General features: G+C 58.1%; 19 protein-coding genes. 13 read left to right on the top strand and 6 right to left on the bottom strand.

The window, feature by feature from the left end:
• Window positions 1-6 precede the first annotated feature (6 nt).
• The 5 genes from RSF91_RS14740 to RSF91_RS14720 form a co-directional block, all read right to left on the bottom strand.
• Window positions 7-735, bottom strand: coding sequence for an energy transducer TonB (locus tag RSF91_RS14740; RefSeq protein ID WP_332569128.1), 729 nt, complete (start codon window positions 733-735; stop codon window positions 7-9).
• Window positions 736-890: 155 nt separating this feature from the next.
• Complete coding sequence (locus RSF91_RS14735) at window positions 891-1184, bottom strand: (2Fe-2S)-binding protein (protein WP_099737896.1); 294 nt, start codon at window positions 1182-1184, stop codon at window positions 891-893.
• 89 nt (window positions 1185-1273) lie between these two features.
• On the bottom strand, window positions 1274-2407 hold the full coding sequence (locus RSF91_RS14730; protein WP_332569163.1) for an alpha-hydroxy acid oxidase: 1134 nt from the start codon (window positions 2405-2407) through the stop codon (window positions 1274-1276).
• A gap of 11 nt (window positions 2408-2418) precedes the next feature.
• Window positions 2419-3099 (bottom strand): Fe2+-dependent dioxygenase, encoded by a 681-nt coding sequence (locus RSF91_RS14725; protein WP_332569127.1) that lies wholly within the window; start codon window positions 3097-3099, stop codon window positions 2419-2421.
• Between the two features lie 276 nt (window positions 3100-3375).
• A complete protein-coding gene (locus tag RSF91_RS14720; protein ID WP_332569126.1) occupies window positions 3376-5637 on the bottom strand; it encodes a TonB-dependent receptor in 2262 nt (753 codons plus the stop codon).
• A gap of 375 nt (window positions 5638-6012) precedes the next feature.
• On the opposite strand from RSF91_RS14720, the gene RSF91_RS14715 reads away from it, so the two are divergent.
• The 5 genes from RSF91_RS14715 (at window position 6013) to RSF91_RS14695 (ending at window position 10769) form a co-directional block, all read left to right on the top strand.
• Window positions 6013-6663, top strand: coding sequence for a PepSY-associated TM helix domain-containing protein (locus RSF91_RS14715; RefSeq protein WP_332569125.1), 651 nt, complete (start codon window positions 6013-6015; stop codon window positions 6661-6663).
• Between the two features lie 25 nt (window positions 6664-6688).
• Entirely contained in the window at window positions 6689-7210 is a 522-nt protein-coding gene (locus tag RSF91_RS14710) for a DUF2271 domain-containing protein (RefSeq protein WP_332569124.1), read from the top strand.
• 162 nt (window positions 7211-7372) lie between these two features.
• On the top strand, window positions 7373-8173 hold the full coding sequence (locus RSF91_RS14705; RefSeq protein WP_332569123.1) for a DUF4198 domain-containing protein: 801 nt from the start codon (window positions 7373-7375) through the stop codon (window positions 8171-8173).
• A gap of 83 nt (window positions 8174-8256) precedes the next feature.
• Window positions 8257-9366 (top strand): FAD:protein FMN transferase, encoded by a 1110-nt coding sequence (locus RSF91_RS14700; protein WP_332569122.1) that lies wholly within the window; start codon window positions 8257-8259, stop codon window positions 9364-9366.
• The gene (locus RSF91_RS14695) at window positions 9342-10769 is read left to right on the top strand and encodes a sulfite reductase subunit alpha (RefSeq protein WP_332569121.1); all 1428 of its coding nucleotides are present in this window, start codon (window positions 9342-9344) and stop codon (window positions 10767-10769) included. The genes RSF91_RS14700 and RSF91_RS14695 overlap by 25 nt, the downstream gene beginning before the upstream one ends.
• A gap of 83 nt (window positions 10770-10852) precedes the next feature.
• Here the strand turns inward: RSF91_RS14695 and RSF91_RS14690 are convergent, their stop codons facing one another.
• Complete coding sequence (locus RSF91_RS14690; protein WP_099736465.1) at window positions 10853-11167, bottom strand: SWIB/MDM2 domain-containing protein; 315 nt, start codon at window positions 11165-11167, stop codon at window positions 10853-10855.
• 289 nt (window positions 11168-11456) lie between these two features.
• Here RSF91_RS14690 and rraA point away from each other — a divergent pair, with 289 nt between their 5' ends.
• From rraA to pheT, 8 genes are all read left to right on the top strand, one after another.
• Window positions 11457-11984: a ribonuclease E activity regulator RraA gene (gene rraA / locus RSF91_RS14685; protein ID WP_332569120.1), complete on the top strand. Its 528-nt coding sequence runs from the start codon at window positions 11457-11459 to the stop codon at window positions 11982-11984.
• 575 nt (window positions 11985-12559) lie between these two features.
• Window positions 12560-13891 (top strand): isocitrate lyase, encoded by a 1332-nt coding sequence (gene aceA, locus RSF91_RS14680; protein WP_332569119.1) that lies wholly within the window; start codon window positions 12560-12562, stop codon window positions 13889-13891.
• Between the two features lie 336 nt (window positions 13892-14227).
• On the top strand, window positions 14228-16147 hold the full coding sequence (gene thrS, locus RSF91_RS14675) for a threonine--tRNA ligase (protein WP_332569118.1): 1920 nt from the start codon (window positions 14228-14230) through the stop codon (window positions 16145-16147).
• Between the two features lie 81 nt (window positions 16148-16228).
• A complete protein-coding gene (infC, locus tag RSF91_RS14670; RefSeq protein ID WP_099736469.1) occupies window positions 16229-16858 on the top strand; it encodes a translation initiation factor IF-3 in 630 nt (209 codons plus the stop codon).
• Window positions 16859-17054: 196 nt separating this feature from the next.
• Window positions 17055-17258, top strand: a complete 204-nt coding sequence (rpmI, locus tag RSF91_RS14665) for a 50S ribosomal protein L35 (RefSeq protein ID WP_332569117.1) — start codon at window positions 17055-17057, stop codon at window positions 17256-17258.
• Window positions 17259-17284: 26 nt separating this feature from the next.
• A complete protein-coding gene (gene rplT / locus RSF91_RS14660; RefSeq protein ID WP_099736470.1) occupies window positions 17285-17644 on the top strand; it encodes a 50S ribosomal protein L20 in 360 nt (119 codons plus the stop codon).
• 115 nt (window positions 17645-17759) lie between these two features.
• Complete coding sequence (pheS, locus tag RSF91_RS14655) at window positions 17760-18815, top strand: phenylalanine--tRNA ligase subunit alpha (protein WP_332569116.1); 1056 nt, start codon at window positions 17760-17762, stop codon at window positions 18813-18815.
• 161 nt (window positions 18816-18976) lie between these two features.
• The coding region (gene pheT, locus RSF91_RS14650) for a phenylalanine--tRNA ligase subunit beta (protein WP_332569115.1) at window positions 18977-20456 on the top strand (1480 nt) is incomplete at its 3' end.

The following is a 20456-nucleotide window of genomic DNA, read 5'->3' as shown; positions in this document are numbered from 1 at the left end:
TCTGAGTTATTTGAGAACAAAGTTGATGGGGACGATGTGCCACATAGGTTCGGGCACACCATTGCGCTTGCCGGGAACAAATTTCCAGCGTTGCACAGTGTTGATGGCAGCTTCATCCAGACGCTCAAAGCCGCTGGTCTGCTTGATTTCGATCTTCTCGGGCTGGCCCTGCTCGTTGATGTAAACGCGCAGCAGCACCTTGCCTTGCTCGCCCATGCGCTTACTCACCGATGGGTAGGCGGGCGATGGATTGTTCAGATAAGCCGCATTGCTTGAAGGCTGCTCAAATCTGGGCGGGGCCGGAGGTGCGGGTGGTGCAGGCGGCGCCGGTGGAGCAGGGGGTGCTGGAGGAGCGGGCGGCGCAGGCGGTGTCTTGTCCGCCTTGCTGTCGTTGTCATCCAGCGAGCCTTTGGGGGCTGCGGGCGCAGGCGTCGTGTCCTTGATTGCCTTGGGCAGCGGCGGCGCCTTCTTGATATCCGGCTTGGGCTGAGGCTTGGGTGCTGGCTTTGGCGGCGCAGGAGGTGGTGGAGGAGAAGGCGGCGTGGGCGTTGGCGCAGGAGGCGCCACAAACTCGGCAATCACGCTGGCGGGAACCACTATCTCTGCCGGTTTTTGCTGTGCCAGGCCATGCTGCATGGCCCACAGGGCGGCAGCGTGCACAACAACCACAGCACTAGCAACTGCCACATTGCGGCTGATGCCAGTGGCAGGTGCAAATTGATCAGACTGGGACATAAGAGCGGAAAGAGCAACCAGCGCAGGCTGGAGCCAGTAAAGAAAAGCGCTGGTTACGGGTAGTAAGTGGCAGGGAAAGCAAAAGTAGTCGCAGAAGACGCTGGCGGGACTGCATCACTCACGCAGAATCCACCAGGTGCAGACCATCACAAGAATCAGACTGCCGAAGACGGCTGAGAGGACAGTGAGGTGGGCCATGCTTTGCTTTCCAGAATTTTGGTGGCAAGCTGAACCGTCTGTACGGGCGCACAGGCGTGCGCTTCGTTGTGAATGGCCGCGATCGGGTGAGTTGCACTGCACTGGGCGACCACATCGCGTGCGCAGCCTTCGCAGCGCCCACATTGCATGGCGACTCCCAGTTCAAACTGGATTTCGTCAAAGCTCATCCCCGCGTGCGCGTGGCGTGCTATTTCTCGGTCAGAAACCCGGCGGCATACACAGACGATCATGGCTACAGGCAGTTGTTGCTGGCTATTGAAGTGATAGCTTGAGTATAAATGAGAATCCGTCGCATTTGCAATGCATGCTACTGAATTACTCACATTTGATAAGTGGTTAAGAGATTTTTTTCAATGTTTTCAATGATTTGACAGCCGGTCTGGGCCATGGATAGCTCAAACTCCGCGCGCAGCAAATACAGCATGTGAGCCACGCCCAGCATGCCGGCCACGGCCAGCGCATGCATCTGTGGGCGGCCCACCATCACGGCACTGGCGCCCAGCGCAATTGCTTTGAGCACATCGGTGCCGTGGCGCACGCCGCTATCCATCAGCAGCGGTATATGAGCTGGTACGGCCGCCCGAATGGCAGGCAGAATCTCCAGCGGCGACACGGCTCCATCCAGCACGCGGCCGCCGTGGTTGGAGACGATGATGGCATCGGCCCCCAGCGTCACCGCCTTGGCTGCGGCGCTGGCGCAAAGCACGCCTTTGACGATCAACGGTAACTGCGTCTGTGCGCGCAGCCACACCAGATCGTCCCAGGTGGGCGCGCTTTGGGCCAGATCGGTGCCAAACAGAATGTGCTCGCTCATCAAATCGCTGGTCTGGCGCTGTTCGGGCATGCCGCGCAGATTGGCGGCTTCCACGCCAGGCGGCAGCGGGTAGCTAGAGCGTTTGATATGCGCATCAATCGTCCAGACCAGTGCCTGATAACCGGCGGCTTCAGCGCGGCGCACCAGACTCAGCGTGTGCTCGCGCGATGTCTGCTGGTAGAGCTGAAACCACAGGGGGCCGCTGCGCCCCAGCTCTTGCGCTGCCGTGTGTGCGGCCTGCGCAATTTCTTCCAGTGTGTAGCTCGACAGGGTGCTGGCCACCATGCCTGTGCGCATGGCCATGGCTGCGCGGGCCGTGGCAAGCTCGCCATCGGCATGCGCCAGCCGCTGGTAGGCAACGGGGGCCAGCAGCAGCGGCCATTCCAATGACTGCCCCAGCAGGTTTTGCCGGGTATGGGCTTGTGACAGATCGGCGAGCGGTTCAGGGCGCAGCCGGATCTGGTCAAAAGCCTTGCGGTTATGCGCCAGCGTCAGGCCTTGGTCGGCACCGCTTTCCAGATGCGCCCAGGCATGTGCCTCCATATGCTCGCGCGCCAGTGTGGCGTAGTCGGCCAGATTGCCCATATGGGGGGGAATCTGCGTCAGTGCAGGCTTGACGGGCTGGCCTGCGGCATTCAAACGTTCTGTTGTCATGCTTCAGACCACATGCGAAGGAGGTTGTGATAGGTGCCCGAAAGCGATGCGATGCGCGCGTGCCCGGGCTGCTCCTGCGTCAGCTGCTGAATCGATTGGTCCAGATCAAACAGCAGGCGGCGCTGCTCGGCAGATTTGATCAAGCTGTGTGTCCAGAAAAACGAGGCATAGCGCGTGCCCCGGGTCACGGGGTTGACGCGGTGCAGGCTGGTGCCGGGGTAGACGATGGCGTCGCCTGCAGCCAGTTTCACGCTTTGCTCGCCGTAAGTGTCTTCCACGATCAGCTCGCCGCCCTCGTATTCATCAGGGGCGCTAAAGAAGACGGTGGTGGAGACATCGGTTCTCACCTTGATGGCCGTGCCAGGAATGGTGAAAAAGGCGTTGTCGATATGGTTGCCGTAGGTTCCACCGCCTTCATAGCGGTTAAAGCGCGGTGGCAGCACCTTGAGCGGCAGTGCGGCAGACATGAACAGCGGATTGCGGCCCAGCCTGTCCAGAATCAGGTCGCCAATCTGCTGGCCGGTGGTGCTGTCCAGCGGCAGTTGCAGATTGCTTTTGACCTGCGCGGCCACATGGCCAGCCGTGGTGCGGCCATCTTGCCAAGCGGCGCTCTCCAGTGCCTGACGGCAGTGGCGCACTTCATCGGGGGTCAGCAGAGCAGGGATGCGAAGCAGCATGGTGAGACTTTATGGGGTGTCAGTCTTGGAGTAAAACCGTACCGCCTGCCGCCTGATAGATAAGCGATTCAAGTCAATTGGACATTGAAGTGCTTATGGATAAGGCGCAAACAGCTATTGTTTTTGAATCGGGTAAAGAGGCTTTGCAAAGATTGCAGTGCATCTTCAAGAACCAAGTGTGCATGTAAAAAGCCCCGCTGGCAGTAACGGCCAGCGGGGCTGTGTGTCATGCATTGAAGCAGACCTGCGCCAGATCAAGCGCAGGCGAGGTTCAAATTAGTACGTGAACTTGAGCGAAGCCACAGCCGAGCGGCCAGCAGCCATGGTGGCGTAGTGAGGCGAGCGCACGCCGCTGTAGTAGGTCTTGTTGCCCAGGTTGTAGACGTTCAGCTGGAATGCCAGGTTCTTGTCGATCTGGTAGGCCATCATCGCGTCGTAACGGGCATAGCCATTGGCACCCTTGGTCACGATGCCGCCATCCACAGTAGACACGGCATAGGCTGCGTTGACGCTGCTTTGTGCATAGATGCCCAGACCCAGAGTCAGCTTGGACATGGGCTTGTAGCTGGTCCACATGCTGAAGCTGTGCTTTGGGGTATTGGTGAAGCGCTGGCCGTTGGCAATGTTGCCAATGCCCATGTTCTTTTGCTCGCTATCCATGAAGGTATAGCCGCCGAACACGCTCAGGTTGGACAGGATCTGACCGGTGAAGCCCAGCTCCAGACCATTCACGGTCTTGTTGCCACCCATGTAAGTGCCGGTTGCATCAGTGATGCGGACATTGGTCACTTCATTGCGGAAGATGGCGGCAGTCAGGTTCAGCTTCTTGTCCAGCAGATCCCACTTGGTGCCCAGTTCGATGGACTTGGTCTTCTCTGGCTTCAGGCTGAGCAGTGCATCTGTCGTTGTGGTCAGGTCTTCGTTACCGTTGCCCAGAGTCGAGCCACCGGGACGAGAAGCTGTGCCGAGGTTGGCGTAAATGCTGCCGTTGGCTGCAGGCTTGTAGACCACGCCCAACTGGTAGTTGAACAGGGTGTCGCTGCGGCTCAGGTCATACGCAGGGTAGTTGTTCGGTGCGCGGCCACCGGCAGGGCCGGATGTGCTGAGCTTGTAGTGGTCTACACGCAGGCCACCATTCACCAGCCATTGTTCGTTGAGCTTCAGTGTGTCAAAGCCGTACAAAGCAACGGTGTCCACCTTGTTGACGGTGGCTTGGGCGGGCAGAGACCATGCAAAGTTCCATGGGGCGTTGGCGCCGCTTGGGTTACTCAGTGTGGTGCACCAGGGATCGACCACCGAGGTGCAGGTAGTGGCGGTGTTCTGGATTGCTGTGGAAAGGACGTCGGACTTTTCCTTGGACAGTTCCAGGCCGAATGCATAGGTGTGGCTGATGGAGCCGGTCTGTTCCTTGCCGGTGAACTCGGTCACGTTTTGCAGCGTGGTGGTGTCGGACACGCGGGCATTGCCACGGCGCCAGACAAAGCCATTGATGGCATTGCCCTTGCTGTCGTCAGGCTGGGTCCAGACGTAGTCTTGCTTGGTCTTGCTGTAGCGCAGGCTGTTGCGCAGCTTGTTGGTGTCAGTGAACTTGTGTTCGACCGAGGCGGTGAACATGTCGCTCTTTTCTTTTTCGAAATCGCGGTTGTTCAGGCCGTACCAGTTGGCGCGATCATTGCCGTAGGTGGGGCGAACAGTGGAGCCGCCGGGCAACTTGGCCATGGCTGCGTTGCTGTACAGATAAGGAACGCCACCATCAGGCGTGTTGTCTGTTTGCAGGTGCTGCCACGACAGAGTCACTTCGGTGGGGGTGCCCATGCCAAAGGTGACGGTAGGTGCAATGCCCCAGCGCTTGTTGTCGGGACCGTTGCGGCCAGGCACATCAGCGCTGTGACCCATGGCGTTCAAGCGGAAGCCGGTGGTTTCGTTGATCTTGCGGTTGATGTCCAGCGTGCCGCGCAGATAGTTGTCGGTGCCCAGACCCACATCGCCAGCGATGAAGTTCTCGTTCTTGGCTTTTTTGGTGGCGATGTTGATCGAGCCGCCAGCGCCGCCGCGACCAGCGTAGGCCGAGTCAGCGCCCTTGATGACTTCCACGGCTTCGACGTTGAAGACTTCGCGGGTGCCTGCGGAGATGTCACGCATGCCATCCACAAAAGTGCTGGACTGAGCGTCCATGCCGCGGATGAAGGGCTGGTCGCCGGAGGGGTTGCCGCCTTCGCCGTTACCGAAGGTGATGCCGGGGGTGGAGCGCAGAGCGTCTTGCAGGCTGGTGGCGCCAGTCTGCTTGATGAGTTCTTCGTTGATGACCTGAACGGTCTTGGGCGTGTCCAGCAGAGGGGCGGTGAATTTGCCTTGTGCGCTAGTTTCGGCCTTGAAGCCGCTGTCAGCGGCTGCTTCGACATTCACAGTGGAGAGCGTGGTTTCCTGCTGAGCCATCGCGCTGGCACCGATCAGGCACAGGCCTGCGGCAATCACGATTTGCTTGAGCTCGCAGCGCAAGCCATTGGAGTCGGTTGGAGTCAGATAGTTGTTGAACATGCTTTTGAAGGAGTCGTCGGTTTTATTGAAAAAGCGATCGAATTCTAGGTGATATTGATAATGGTTCTCGATTAGATTCTCAATAAAACCGTCTAAAACCAGCGATTTGTTGCGATGCGGCAACAGCTAATGCAGCCGCCTGTCTGTTTTTTGTGCAGATCGGTTGACCGATGCCTGCCGGGTCTTGTCGATGGGTGTGCGCCCGCATTGGCGCTGAGGTTTGTTTACGTGAAGTAAAGTAAATAGAAGTGATATGCATTTAGAATTTTCAACTACTAAAATGCCGCACATGTTGTGCAAGCACTGCTGAGCCGCCGGCAATCTGTCAGGCATACGGGCTCGGTCTGGCGGCTTTGCAATCCCTGAAAGTTTTGAATGACAGCGGCTTCCTCCAACGCTCCGCAGCGGGCGTACTGGCTCAAAAAATTGCACGAATGGCACTGGATCAGCTCCGCGATCTGTCTGATCGGCATGCTGCTGTTCGCCGTAACGGGCTTCACCCTCAACCATGCCGGGCAGATTGAAGCCAAGCCCAAGGTCGAGACGCGCGAGGCGCAACTGCCTGCTGATTTGCTGACAAAACTGCAGCAAGCTCAGAAACAGAGCGCGCAAGCTGCTAGCAAAGATGTAGTGAAATTACCGGCCGATATTGATGGCTGGCTGGCGCAGCAGATCAAGGTCAGTGCCAAAGGCTTTGCCGTGGAGTGGAGCGAAGAAGAGGCCTATGTGCCCCTGCCGCGCCCCGGTGGCGATGCCTGGCTGCGTGTCGATATGAAGGATGGCGCGGTCGAGTACGAAACGACGGACCGGGGCTGGATTTCTTACCTCAACGACTTGCACAAGGGCCGCCACGCGGGTGCGGCCTGGAGTCTGTTCATTGACCTGTTTGCTATCGGCTGCCTGGTGTTCTGTATTACGGGTTTGCTGATTTTGAAGATGCACGCGCAGCGCCGCCCCATGACCTGGCCCATGGTGGGTCTGGGCTTTGTCTTACCGGTTCTACTGGTTTTGCTGCTGGTGCACTGAGCTGAATTTTGTGAAGGAAAAAAGAATGGCGAAGAGGATTTTCAAGACCTCGGTGGCATTGAGCGCCGTGATGGGCCTGCCCGCAATCGCAGGTGGCCTGAATGTGTCTGTCACCGTGCCGCAGTTGCAAGTGGCCGAGTACCACAAGCCTTATGTCGCCGTGTGGCTGGAAAAGGCCGAGGGCGGCGTGGCAGCGAATCTGTCCGTCTGGTACGACGCCAAGATGAAAGATGGCGAAGGCACCAAGTGGCTCAAGGACATGCGCCAGTGGTGGCGCCGCACCGGCCGCGAGCTGAGCTTTCCTATTGATGGCGTGACCCAGCCCACCAAGCCTGCAGGCGCCCATGCCCTGTCGTTTACCGAAGGCAAGAATCCTCTGCCCAAGCTGGCCCCCGGTCAGTACAAGCTGATGGTGGAAGCCGCACGCGAAGTGGGTGGCCGTGAGCTGGTGTCCATTCCGTTTGAATGGCCCGTCAAGCAGGCAACCAGCCTGAGCGCCACCGGCAATGCCGAGCTGGGCGCTATTAAATTGAATATCACCCCCTGAGCGGCTTTGCCGCTTCCTCCCTCTCTCGCTTCGCGGGCGGGGGACGACGCCTCGCCGCAAGGCGGCTTTTGCCCGGCGTCTCTGGCTTTGATTCGTGCCGGTTTTTGAAGGCCGCACCTCTCCCTTTCGATTTGTCACCCTTTCTACTCTCAAGGACCTGATATGAAGTTCAAAACACGTGCTCTCGCTGCTGCCGCTCTGGCGCTGACCGTACTGGGCGCACAGGCGCATGACCTGTGGTTCAAGCCCTCCAGCACCGTGCTGTCCAAGTCTGACTGGGTGACGGTGGATGCTGCGGTGTCCAACGATGTGTTCTTCTTCAACCACCGCCCTCTGGGTCTGGATGCCGTGAAGGTCAGCGCACCCGATGGCTCTGCGGTGGAGATGAAGAACGTCGCCAAGGGCGAGCTGCGCAGCATGTTTGACTTCAAGCCCGAGAAGACCGGCACTTACCGCGTCACCATGCTGATGACCGGCGTGATGGGCGGCTACAAGGACGCTAACGGCCAGCCCAAGCGCCTGCGTGGCTCGGTGGAAGAAGTGCTCAAGCAAATTCCTGCCGATGCCAAGGAAGTGCGAGTGACGGAAAACCTGCGCCGCATGGAAACCTTTGTCTCGCTGGGCAAGCCCTCGGCCATTGCCCTGACTGGCAAGGGCCTGGAGCTCAAGCCCGTGACTCACCCCAACGATCTGGTTGCTAGCGAAGAAGCCACGTTTGAGTTCCACATCGACGGCAAGCCCGCCGCGAATCTGGAAATCGAACTGGTGGCCGACGGCATTCGTTACCGCGACGGTGTGGACGCCATGAAGCTCAAGACCGATGCCAAGGGCCAGGTCAAGATCAAGTTCCCCCGCGCCGGTCTGTTCTGGCTCAATACCGATGCGACGGACAACAAGACCAGCATCGCCAAGGCGACCGAGCGTCGTCTGAGCTATATCGCTACGCTGGAAGTGCTGCCTTAAGCTTTCCGCTTGATGCATTGAATACGCGCCCGACCAGGGCGCGTCGTTGTTTTCGCTTTTGCTGATCTTTTAAATCGCTGTTCATGACCACAACACCGCGTGTGCGCTTTGATGCAAGCCTCTGGAAGTTGCCTTCGCAGGTGGTTCCAAATGCGCAACACCCCGCACAGGCGGTGAACTTTGGCGTGCAGCGCTGGAAGCCTGCCAGCCTGCAGCATCAGCAAGATGGGCGTATTCATCGCCTGTCCGGCCAGACCATGGGTACGCATTGGTCACTGCGGCTGGCCAACCCTGATTACCTGCCCATGGCACCCGTGCAAACGCTGCTGCAGCAGGTGTTTGATGACGTCATTGCCCAGATGAGCAACTGGGAGGCTGATTCCGTCATCAGCCGTTTTAACCAGTCAGAACCCGGTCAAGCGCTTGTGTTGCCTGCGGAATGTGCTCATGTTCTGGAAGCAGCGTTGCACTGGGCCGAGCTTTCGGGTGCCGCCATGGACCCGAGCATGGGCGCGCTGGTCTCGCTATGGGGCTTTGGCCCGCGCCAGAACCCGCTGCAGCCGCACCAAGGTCAGACCCCTGCGGCACAGGATATTGCGCGTCTGCTGCAGACCAGCGGCTACCAGCACATGCAATGGAATGCGCAGACCCGGCAACTGCGGCAACCGGGTGGGCTGGAGCTGGATTTTTGCGGTATTGCCAAAGGCTTTGCCGTGGACTGGGCAGTGCAAAAGCTGCAAGCCGCTGGCTGGGCTGCGGGCTTGCTGGAGATTGGCGGCGAGCTGCGCAGCTGGGGCCAACGCCCCGACGAGCGGCCCTGGCAGGTACAACTGGGCACGGGGGCGGCGACGGATGGTACACCGCTTGTCGTGGCCATCAACGATGGCGCTTTTGCCACCTCGGGCGACTTCTGGCACCAGTTCAGCGTGGATGGCCGTCGCTACTCGCACACGCTGGACCCGCGAACGGGCTGGCCTGTCGCACATGATCTGGCCAGTGTCACCGTGTTTCATGCCGAATGCATGCACGCTGATGCGCTAGCGACTGTGCTTACGGTGCTGGGGCCGGATGAAGGTATGGACTTTGCCCGCCAGCACGCCATTGCGGCGGTGCTGAGCTCTCATTCCGATGAGGCCGGGGCAGACAGGCGGGTGCTTAAGACGCCGGCTTGGATCAATCAATTTGGGGCATGACTGTGGAATGGATTTTGACGCCTGAGCGCCTCTCTGGTGCTATGGCTTTGGTAGCTGCTTACGCTGGTCTGTGCTGGGGTATTACCGCAAAAGTGCGTAAACAACGCAAGGCGGAAGATGCGGAAAGCAGCACCTCGCAAGGCAATGCCGCCGCGCCTGCCGTGCTGGTGGTTTATGGCAGTCAGACCGGGCAGGCCGAAGCACTGGCCCGCGCCACGGCTCAAATGCTGGTCGATGGCGGCTTGCAGGTGCGCCTGCTGCCCGTGGAAAAGCTGACCGAAGATTTGCTGCTGCAGCACGCGCACAGCCTGTGGATGCTCTCCACCACAGGCGAGGGCGATGCGCCCGACCATGCGTTGGGCTTTGTGCAGACGCTGCTATCGGCCCGCCCGCAACTGCCGCAGCACCGAGCACTGGTGCTGGCGCTGGGCGATCGTGAATACCAGCAGTTCTGCGCTTTTGGCGTGGAAGTGCATGAATGGTTGCAGGGCAGTGGCGCAAGCAGCGAGCTGGTCTGCGTGGACAACATGAATGCCGAAAGCCTGCAGACCTGGCAGGCGCAGGTGGGGCAGATTCGCCAGAGCCTGCTGGGCGAATCCGCCGCGCAGGAGCCGGCGCCCGCAGACTGGCTGCAAACGCCTGTCAGTCGGCCTTTTGTGCTCAGCCAGCGCCGCTTGCTCAACCCCGAAAGTCAGGGTGGGGCCTTGTATCAGCTTGACTGGGTGCCGCAGGTGGCGGGCGAGTTGCCGTCGTGGGAGTCTGGTGATCTGGTCTCGCTATGCGTGCCTGCGGACCCTGAGCGCGCGCGCGACTATTCCATTGCCTCGGTCATGGCGGATGGCAGCCTGCAACTGCTGGTGCGCCAGAGCACGCGTGCGGATGGCTCGCCGGGTCTGGCCTCAGACTGGCTGTGCCGTGGCATGGCGGTGGGCGATGCGCTGGCGCTGACGGTGCGCGCGCACAGCGGCTTCAGGCTGGGTGATAACGCTGAGCGACCTCTCATGCTGATCGGCAATGGCTCGGGCCTGGCAGGTTTGCTTAGCCACATCAAAGCCCGTGTAGAGCAAGGCCGCAGCGATCAATGGCTGCTGTTTGGCGAGCGCAGCCCGCAGCACGATGCTTTGTGTGCCGAGCAGTTGGCCTCATGGGTGCAAGGTGGCCAACTGGAGCGCCTGGATCAGGCCTGGTCGCGCAACGGTAAAGACTCACGCTATGTGCAGGATTTGCTGCGCAGCCATGCCGAAGAGGTGCGCAATTGGGTGGAGCAGGGTGCTGCCATCTATGTCTGCGGCAGCTTGAATGGCATGGGCCAAGGCGTGCACCTGACGCTGCAGGCCATTCTGGGCGAAGCCAAAGTGGATGAGCTGCTGGGGTCAGGCCGCTACCGCCGTGATGTGTATTGAACGCGAAGGGCATTGAAGTCCTTCCTCAGAAACGCAAAAAGCTGGCTAATGCCAGCTTTTTTGTGGTCAGAGCAAGCCTTGGCTTACTTGACGTGCTTACCGATCAGGCCAGCCATCTCGAACATGGAGACTTGCGGCTTGCCAAACACTTCCTTGAGCTTGGCGTCGGCGTTGATCATGCGCTTGTTAGCAGCGTCTTGCAGGTTGTTGGCCTTGATGTAAACCCACAGCTTGCTGATGATTTCAGTGCGGGGCAGGGGATCCTTACCAACCACGGCAGCCAGAGCAGCGCTGGGAGTCAGGGGTTTCATGAAGGCAGCGTTGGGAGTGCGCTTCTTAGCGGCGGGAGCTGCTGCGGGTGCGGATGCTGCAGCGGTTGCCTTCTTTGCAGTTGCCATGTTGCTTATTTCCTAATTGGGTAGTGGACTTATCACCAGCGAAAAACAGCTGCAATCCACTGGTTGAGTCTGATGCTAATGGCAAAAAATCTCTCTTCCAAGCTAGAAAGACGTTTTTTTGCCTTGATTTGTTGCTACGAGGCCCTTTAGAGCCTGTTTCCGTGGGTTTTCCCCCGGGAGTGTTGTGAAAAAGTTGCTCCCTGTGCCCGGCAGCCTGAGTCTGTGCTAACGCTAAATCGCTGCCCGAGGCAAGATAAGAGCGTAGTTTGATCACCTCCCGGAGACTTTCATGAGCGATTCCTCCTCACGTCCTTCCTTCAGCACCTGTGACTTGTGCGATGCCCATATCAGCGATGACAGCGGGGACTTCCGCGTGCTGCCGCCCGTTTTCCACAGCTTTGGAGCGCACATCAGTTTTGGGGGTGAAGTCAGCACCGTTCAGTGTCTGGATGACAACAGTCTGGTGCGCAGCGCTCTGGCCGAGCCGGGCCGGGGCCGTGTTCTGGTGGTGGATGGCGGCGGCTCGCTGCGCCGCGCGCTGGTGGGTGGCAATGTGGCGGCGTCAGCGGCCAAGAGCGGCTGGGCGGGTGTGCTGGTCTACGGCTGTGTGCGAGATGTGGCCGAGCTGAATGCCACGGCAGTGGGGTTGTATGCACTGGCACTGAACCCTATGCCTACGGTCAAGCAGGGGCAGGGCCTGCGCGATGTGTATGTGCAGATCGCCGGCCTGTGGGTGTGCCCGGGCGACTGGCTGTATGCAGACGCCGATGGCATTGTGGTCAGTCGTCGTAACTTGCTGGACCGTCCATTAATTTGATAGCGGATAGCGCCTTACCGACAAGGGTTTAAGGCGTATCTAGCTTTAAAAATCGCTGCCATGAACCAAGCTCAGTCATTGAGCTCGGCTGATGCGGGTGCCGGGTTGTCGTGCACTTATCAATACTAAGCTTGGGTGCTTCCAGGGGAAGACACTGCTTTTGGGTTGTGCGCAAACCCCGTGTGTCTTTGCCGCGTCACTTGGCGCTGTTTAACTGCTTTTACCTCGGTATTTGTGTGCAAAAAATGAGCACGGCAGCGTATGCGATGCGACTTTCTTCATACTGCGTTTGAAGGATGCGGCGGTTTTGAAGAATTCATTTCGCAGTTTTTCACGAAGCAAGAGTTGAATTTCTTATTATGAAATTTCATGATGTTGCAGTGCCGCAAATTTTCTCAATATGAGAAATTACTTTTCTTATTGTGAAATTAATAAATAAGTTGTTGTTTTTGTTGGTATAAATTTATAGTCTTTTATAAGACATAAGAGTCGTTGAAAAAGCATTGAAGACGTAAAGTTGATCCCAAGGACGAACACCTAACCCTCTCGTTTAACCGCTAAGGAGTGACCTGACCATGCCCCAATCTCTGAACCAACAGCTCAGCCGTGAACAGCAAATCGCCGCCCTCGAAAAAGACTGGGCGCAAAACCCCCGCTGGAAGGGTGTGAAGCGCGGTTACTCCGCTGCTGATGTGGTTCGCCTGCGAGGCAGCCTGCAGCCAGAGCACACATTGGCCCAGCGCGGTGCTGAGGTGCTGTGGAGCAAGATCAATGGCGATTCCAAGAAGGGCTACGTGAACGCCTTTGGCGCTATCTCTGCAGGTCAGGCCATGCAGCAGGCCAAGGCCGGTCTGGAAGCCGTGTATCTGTCGGGCTGGCAAGTGGCTGCTGACGGCAACACGTCCGAGACCATGTACCCCGACCAGTCGCTCTACGCCTACGACTCGGTGCCCACCATGGTGCGTCGCATCAACAACACCTTCAAGCGCGCTGACGAAATTCAGTGGGGCAAGGGTGTGAACCCCGGCGACAAGGAATTCATCGACTACTTCCTGCCCATCGTGGCCGATGCGGAAGCTGGTTTCGGCGGCGTGCTGAACGCCTTCGAGCTGATGAAGAACATGATTCAGGCTGGCGCAGCTGGCGTGCACTTTGAAGACCAGCTGGCTGCTGTGAAGAAGTGCGGCCACATGGGTGGCAAGGTGCTGGTGCCCACCCGTGAAGCCTGCGAAAAGCTGATTTCTGCCCGCTTTGCCGCTGATGTGATGGGTGTGCCCACCATTATTCTGGCCCGTACCGATGCAGAAGCCGCCAACCTGATCACCAGCAACCACGATGCCAACGATCAAGCCTTCCTGACCGGCGAGCGCACACAAGAGGGCTTCTACCGCGTCAAGAACGGTCTGGAGCAATCCATCAGCCGAGGTGTGGCTTACGCCCCTTACGCCGATCTGGTGTGGTGCGAAACCGGAGTGCCAGACATTGGCTTTGCCCGTGAGTTTGCGCAAGCCGTGCATGCTGCCAGCCCCGGCAAGCTGCTGAGCTACAACTGCTCGCCCTCGTTCAACTGGAAAAAGAACCTGAACGACAGCCAGATCGCCTCCTTCCAGGAAGACCTGTCTGCGCTGGGCTACAAGTTCCAGTTCATCACGCTGGCCGGTATCCACATCAACTGGTACAACAGCTTCCAGTTTGCCCACGCATACGCCAATGGCGAAGGCATGAAGCACTACGTGAACATGGTGCAAGAGCCCGAGTTCGCAGCTCGCGAAAAAGGCTATACCTTTGTATCGCACCAGCAAGAAGTGGGTGCCGGTTACTTCGACGATGTGACGACTGTGATTCAGGGCGGCAGCTCCAGCGTCAAGGCGCTGACTGGCTCCACTGAAGAAGAGCAGTTCCACTGATCTGCTGCAGCTTTGGGCAGTGAACCTGCCCAGGTCGTGAAAATTTAAAAAGGGTTATGCGTTCGGGGCGAAAGTCCCGGACGCTTTTTTCATTGCCGGGTTAAAATGCTGCGACTTCAATTCACAAGGGCGAGAAAGGCATCAACGGTTATGACACCGCGAACTACATCGGAGATGTATTTCAGCTGCTGATAGCAGCTGGCGGTTCGCGCCTGCCCGAGATTTCTCGACACCTTCATCAAAGCGCGGACTGGTTCCGCGCTTTTTGCTTTCAGGCAACTCCAAAGCTTTGGCGCTGGCTTTCACCCACAAAAATTTGGTTTGACAAGGAATTTCATGATCAACATCACGCTCCCCGATGGCTCCAAGCGCGAGTATCCCGGCCCGGTCTCGGTGGCCGAGGTTGCTGCTTCGATTGGCTCGGGCCTGGCAAAGGCGGCTCTGGCTGGCAAGATCAATGGCAAGGTAGTGGATACCAGCTTTGTTATTGAGAACGACTCCCCTCTGTCCATCATTACCGCCAAGGATGCGGATGGCCTGGATGTGATCCGTCACTCCACCGCCCACTTGCTGGCTTATGCGGTCAAGGAACTGTTCCCGGATGCGCAGGTCACCATCGGCCCTGTGATTGAAAACGGCTTCTACTACGACTTTTCGTACAAGCGCCCCTTTACGCCTGAAGACTTGGTCGCTATCGAAAAGAAGATGACCGAGCTGGCTAACAAGGATGAGCCTGTGCAGCGCCGTGTGCTGCCACGCGATGAAGCGGTGGCGCATTTCAAGAGCCAGGGCGAGAACTACAAGGCCGAGATCATTGCCAGCATCCCCAGCAATGAAGATGTGAGCCTGTACCGCGAAGGCGCTTTTGAAGATCTGTGCCGCGGCCCTCACGTGCCCAGCACCGGCAAGCTCAAGCATTTCAAGCTGATGAAGGTGGCTGGCGCCTACTGGCGTGGCGACCACCGCAACGAGATGCTGCAGCGCATCTACGGCACGGCCTGGGCGACCAAGGATGAGCTGAAGGACTATCTGTTCCGTCTGGAAGAAGCCGAGAAGCGCGACCATCGCAAGCTGGGCCGCGAACTGGATCTGTTCCACATTGACGAGCATTCCCCAGGCACTGTGTTCTGGCACCCCAAGGGCTGGTCGGTCTGGCAGCAGGTTGAGCAGTACATGCGCAAGGTCTACCAGGACAACGGCTATCAGGAAGTGAAAGCCCCTCAGATTCTGGACAAGACCCTGTGGGAGAAGACCGGTCACTGGGACAAGTACCGCGAAAACATGTTCACGACCGATTCGGAAAAGCGCGAATACGCGCTCAAGCCGATGAATTGTCCCGGTCACATCATCATCTTCAAGCAAGGTATCAAGAGCTACCGCGATCTGCCACTGCGCTTTGGTGAGTTTGGCAACTGCCACCGCAACGAGCCCACAGGTTCGCTGCACGGCATCATGCGCGTGCGTGCATTCACTCAAGATGACGGCCATATCTTCTGTACTGAAGATCAGATTCAGGCTGAAGTGACGGCCTTCACGGCGCTGCTGCAAAAGGTGTACGCAGATTTTGGTTTCACCAATATCCTGTATCGCCTGTCGACTCGTCCTGAAAAGCGCATCGGCAAAGACGAAGACTGGGACAAGGCTGAAAACGCTCTGGCCGAAGGCCTGCGTGCTTCGGGCTGCGAGTTTGAATATCTGCCGGGTGAGGGTGCCTTCTACGGCCCCAAGATCGAATACACCTTGAAGGATGCGCTGGGCCGTGAGTGGCAATGCGGCACGATTCAGGTCGACCCGAACTTGCCAGAGCGCCTTGATGCGGAATTTGTGGGTGAAGACGGTGACCGTCACCGCCCCATCATGCTGCACCGCGCCATTCTGGGGTCGCTCGAGCGTTTCATTGGTATTTTGATCGAACACCACTCTGGCGCGCTGCCCGCCTGGCTGGCTCCTGTGCAGGTTTCCGTACTCAATATTACGGACGCTCAGGCGGACTATGCCAAGGAAGTGGCGCAAAAGCTGCAAAAAGCATTGCCGAATCAAAGCCTTAGAGTAGTAACTGATCTGCGCAATGAAAAGATTACGTATAAAATACGTGAGCATTCCATGCAGAAGCTGCCCTACATCCTTGTCGCAGGCGATAAAGAGAAGGCAGCTGGTGCGGTTGCAGTGCGCGCCCGGGGTAACAAAGACCTCGGTGTGATGTCGGTTGATGCATTTATTGAAATGATCGCCCAAGACATCACGGCCAAAGCCTGAGGCAAATTAATTTTTGTGGCGGGTCGGTCTGCGTGCAATGCACGCTAGCCGGCTACGCTGTTGTAGCCATTTCAATCCAAGGTGAAAACCATAGCTACTGAATTTCGCGATCGCCGCCACCGTGAAGAGCGCAAGCATCGACTGAACCGAGAAATCATGGCGCCTGAAGTGCGTCTGTCTGGTCCTGAAAACGAGCCTCTGGGCATCGTATCGCTGCAAGAAGCGCTGCGTATGGCCGGTGAGCTGGACGTTGACCTGGTGGAAATCGCTGCAACAGCGGTTCCTCCCGTTTGCCGTTTGATGGACTACGGCAAGTTCAAGTATCAGGAACAGAAGAAGGCTGCTGAAGCTAAGGCCAAGCAGACCGTCATCGAAATCAAGGAAGTGAAATTCCGTCCTGGTACCGATGATGGCGACTACAACATCAAGCTGCGCAATATCCGCCGATTCCTGGCGGATGGTGACAAGTGCAAGATCACGCTGCGTTTCCGCGGTCGTGAAATCACGCACCAGCAGCTCGGTCTGAATCTGCTCAATCGTCTGCGTGATGATCTGGCTGACTCCATCCAGGTGGAACAATTCCCCAAGCTGGAAGGTCGTCAGATGATCATGATGATTGCTCCAGCTCGCGCAGGTAAAAAGCCTGCCCCTGGCGCAAAAGTCTCGGGTGATGGCGCTGCTGCAGCACCAGAGGCTGCAGATAAGGCATAATTGCCGTTTTGCTTTTCAGCAAGAGTGGGCTCAGCCCACTTTTGTTTTGTAAGGCAGACAAAAAAGAATTTGCAGGCTTGCCTGCAAGACATGAGTGAGGTTTCGGCCTGACTGATGAACAAGTGCCTCGGAGGCTAGCGAAGTGCGTGCAGGTTGTACGCCGCCTTGCGAGCACAAATTCAATAGGAGCATTCACATGCCCAAAATGAAGACCAAGAGCAGCGCGAAGAAGCGTTTTCGCGTTCGTCCCGGTGGTACCGTCAAGCGCGGTCAAGCCTTCAAGCGTCACATCTTGACCAAGAAGACCACGAAGAACAAGCGTCACCTGCGTGGCACTGTCTCCGTGCATGAAGGCGATATGGGCTCCATCGCAAAGATGTTGCCTGGCGCTGGTCTGTAATTCACTGACGAACTAGGAGAAAACACATGCCTCGCGTCAAACGTGGTGTAACGGCCCGTGCCCGTCACAAAAAAGTTCTAGCCCTTGCTAAGGGTTTCCGCGGCCGCCGTGGTAACGTCTATCGCGTTGCCAAGCAAGCCGTAATGAAGGCTGGTCAGTATGCCTACCGTGACCGTCGCAACAAGAAGCGCGTGTTCCGCCAGCTGTGGATCGCTCGTATCAATGCTGCTGCACGTGAACTGGGTCTGACATACAGCCAATTCGCCAACGGTCTGAAGAAGGCTGCCATCGAAATCGACCGCAAGATGCTGTCCGATATCGCTGTGCACGACAAGGCTGCTTTCGCAGCTATCGTCGACCAAGTCAAAGCCAAGCTGGCTGCCTGAGGTCACGATCGGTAGTTGCTTTTAATTGAGTAGCTGCTGGCGCACAAACAGCAAGGGCTAGGGCTTGAAAAGGCACTAGCCCTTGTTTATTTTTAAGATTCGATAAAGAGTCGATATGAACGAGTTGGATTCTCTGGTCGAGAGCGCGCAACAGCTGTTTGCGCAGGCCCATACCCCCGCTGATCTGGAAAATGCCAAGGCGCAGTTTCTGGGCAAGTCGGGCAAGATGACTGAGCTCATGAAGGGCATGGCGCAGCTTTCCGTCGAAGAGAAAAAATCGCGCGGCGCTGCCATCAACGTAGCCAAGCAGGCAATTGAAGCGGCCCTGACCGCCCGCCGCCAGGCCTTGGCTGATGCCGAGCTGCAAGCCCACCTGAAGGCCGAAGTGCTGGATGTGACATTGCCCGGCCGCCGCCGCGGTGCCGGTGGTCTGCACCCCGTGTCCATCACGCTGGAGCGCATCGAAGGCATTTTTGGCTCCATGGGTTTTGATGTGGCCCAGGGGCCCGAGATCGAATCCGACTGGTTCAACTTCACGGCGCTGAATACGCCCGAAGACCACCCCGCGCGTTCCATGCACGACACCTTCTATGTAGAAGGCGGCACGGCGCACGCCCCTAACTTGCTGCGCACGCACACCAGCCCCATGCAGGTGCGCCACGCTGTTCAGCACGTCAAAAAATACCGCAATGCGCTTGATGCCGGCCAATCCATGCCCGAAATCCGCGTCATTGCCCCAGGTCGCACTTACCGTGTGGACTCGGACGCCACCCACTCGCCCATGTTCCACCAGTGCGAAGGCCTGTGGATTGGCGAGAACGTGAGCTTCAAGGACTTGAAGGTCGTGTTTACCGACTTCTGCAAGACCTTCTTTGAATCGGACGATCTGGTGCTGCGTTTCCGCCCCAGCTTCTTCCCGTTCACCGAGCCTTCGGCTGAAATCGACATCCAGTTCCAGAGCGGCCCGTTGGCCGGCAAGTGGCTGGAAGTGGCGGGCTCCGGCCAGGTGCACCCCAATGTGGTGCGCAACATGGGTCTGGACCCCGAAAAGTACATCGGCTTTGCCTTTGGCATGGGCCCTGACCGCCTGACCATGCTGCGTTATGGCGTGAACGACCTGCGCCTGTTCTTCGACGGCGACATCCGTTTTCTGTCGCAATTTCAGCAATGAAAAAGTGAGCTGGCTGCGCTCATTCCTTAAGGATTTCCAATATAAAACAATCAGAAATCCAGGTGAAAAAAGCGCGAACAGCTCCTTTTTTGAAAGCAAGATCGCCATACAGCCAGTTGATTTCCCTGTGGCAACTGGCCTGAACGCCAAAGAGTCTGACTATGCAATTTCCTGAATCCTGGTTGCGCGAATACTGCAACCCCAACCTGACCACCCAGCAACTGGCCGACACCCTGACCATGGCCGGTCTGGAAGTGGAAGAGCTGGATCCTGTGGCACCTCCTTTCACCGGCATCGTCGTCGGTGAAATCAAGGAAGCTGTGCAGCACCCTGACGCCGATCGTCTGCGCATCTGCCAGGTGGACGTGGGCGGCCCCGAGCTGCTGAACATCGTCTGCGGCGCACCCAATGCGCGCGTGGGCATTCGCATTCCCTGTGCCACCGTGGGCGCAGCTTTGCCTCCCGGTGAAGACGGCAAGCCCTTCATGATCAAGGTGGGCAAGCTGCGCGGCGTGCAAAGCTTTGGCATGCTGTGCTCGGCCAAGGAGTTGGGCATTGACGACGACGCAAACGGCCTGCTGGAGTTCCCGCTGGATGCGCCTCTGGGTCAAAACGTGCGCGAGTACCTGAATCTGGACGATACGCTGTTCACGCTGAAGTTGACGCCTAACTTGGCGCACTGCCTGTCGGTGTACGGCGTAGCACGCGAGTTGTCGGCACTGACCGGCACGCCGCTGAAGCAACTGTCTTTCCCCGCCGCCGCCGTGGCCTTGCAAGACAAGCTGCCCGTCAAGATTGAAGCGACCGATCTGTGCGGCCGCTTCTCGGGCCGCATCGTGCGCAATGTCAACACGCAGGTGAAGACGCCCCAGTGGATGGTTGACCGTCTGGCCCGTTGCGGCCAGCGCTCGGTGTCGCCCTTGGTTGACATCTCCAACTATGTGATGTTCGAGCTGGGTCGCCCCAGCCACATTTTTGATCTGGACAAGATCAGCGGTGGCCTGACCGTGCGCTGGGGCCAGCAGGGCGAAACGCTCAAGCTGCTCAACGGCAACACCATCAAGATTGACGACTTCATCAAAGTGGGTGTGATTGCCGACGACAAGGAAGTCGAATCGCTGGCCGGCATCATGGGTGGCGATGCGACTGCCGTGTCTGACGACACCCAAAACATCTACATCGAAGCCGCCTTCTGGTTCCCCAAGGCCATGGCTGGCCGTTCACGCCATTTCAACTTCTCGACCGACGCGGGTCACCGCTTCGAGCGCGGCGTGGACCCCGAGTTCACCACCGAGCACATCGAGCGCATCACCGCGCTGGTGCTGGAAATTTGCGGCACGCCCGACACGCAAGTTGCGGCCATGGACGACCAAAAGCCCAACATGCCCCAGCCAAAGCCCGTGCAACTGCGCGTGGCCCGTGCTGCCAAGGTCATCGGCATGGCCGTGACCCAGCAGCAAGTGCTGGATGCGCTGAACGGTCTGGGCCTGCCTGCCACCGTGGTCAGTGAAGGCGTGGTCTCTGTGACTGCGCCTACGTTCCGCTTCGACATCAATCTGGAAGAAGATTTGATCGAAGAAGTGGCCCGCATGATTGGCTACGAAAACCTGCCGACCACCAAGCCGCTGGCGCCTATCTCGC

The sequence above is a fragment of the Comamonas sp. genome (assembly GCF_036643215.1).
GTDB lineage: Bacteria > Pseudomonadota > Gammaproteobacteria > Burkholderiales > Burkholderiaceae_C > Comamonas.
The sequence above is the reverse complement of the archived record's forward strand: the minus strand, read 5'-3'. Positions and strand labels throughout refer to the sequence as shown.

What these genes read in the sequence shown, in the direction of transcription:
- RSF91_RS14740 (WP_332569128.1), bottom strand. Translation starts at nt 735, where the DNA reads ATGTCCCAGTCTGATCAATTTGCACCTGCCACTGGCATCAGCCGCAAT.
- RSF91_RS14735 (WP_099737896.1), bottom strand. Translation starts at nt 1,184, where the DNA reads ATGATCGTCTGTGTATGCCGCCGGGTTTCTGACCGAGAAATAGCACGC.
- RSF91_RS14725 (WP_332569127.1), bottom strand. Translation starts at nt 3,099, where the DNA reads ATGCTGCTTCGCATCCCTGCTCTGCTGACCCCCGATGAAGTGCGCCAC.
- RSF91_RS14720 (WP_332569126.1), bottom strand. Translation starts at nt 5,637, where the DNA reads ATGTTCAACAACTATCTGACTCCAACCGACTCCAATGGCTTGCGCTGC.
- RSF91_RS14715 (WP_332569125.1), top strand. Translation starts at nt 6,013, where the DNA reads ATGACAGCGGCTTCCTCCAACGCTCCGCAGCGGGCGTACTGGCTCAAA.
- RSF91_RS14710 (WP_332569124.1), top strand. Translation starts at nt 6,689, where the DNA reads ATGGCGAAGAGGATTTTCAAGACCTCGGTGGCATTGAGCGCCGTGATG.
- RSF91_RS14705 (WP_332569123.1), top strand. Translation starts at nt 7,373, where the DNA reads ATGAAGTTCAAAACACGTGCTCTCGCTGCTGCCGCTCTGGCGCTGACC.
- RSF91_RS14700 (WP_332569122.1), top strand. Translation starts at nt 8,257, where the DNA reads ATGACCACAACACCGCGTGTGCGCTTTGATGCAAGCCTCTGGAAGTTG.
- RSF91_RS14690 (WP_099736465.1), bottom strand. Translation starts at nt 11,167, where the DNA reads ATGGCAACTGCAAAGAAGGCAACCGCTGCAGCATCCGCACCCGCAGCA.
- rraA (WP_332569120.1), top strand. Translation starts at nt 11,457, where the DNA reads ATGAGCGATTCCTCCTCACGTCCTTCCTTCAGCACCTGTGACTTGTGC.
- aceA (WP_332569119.1), top strand. Translation starts at nt 12,560, where the DNA reads ATGCCCCAATCTCTGAACCAACAGCTCAGCCGTGAACAGCAAATCGCC.
- thrS (WP_332569118.1), top strand. Translation starts at nt 14,228, where the DNA reads ATGATCAACATCACGCTCCCCGATGGCTCCAAGCGCGAGTATCCCGGC.
- rpmI (WP_332569117.1), top strand. Translation starts at nt 17,055, where the DNA reads ATGCCCAAAATGAAGACCAAGAGCAGCGCGAAGAAGCGTTTTCGCGTT.
- rplT (WP_099736470.1), top strand. Translation starts at nt 17,285, where the DNA reads ATGCCTCGCGTCAAACGTGGTGTAACGGCCCGTGCCCGTCACAAAAAA.
- pheS (WP_332569116.1), top strand. Translation starts at nt 17,760, where the DNA reads ATGAACGAGTTGGATTCTCTGGTCGAGAGCGCGCAACAGCTGTTTGCG.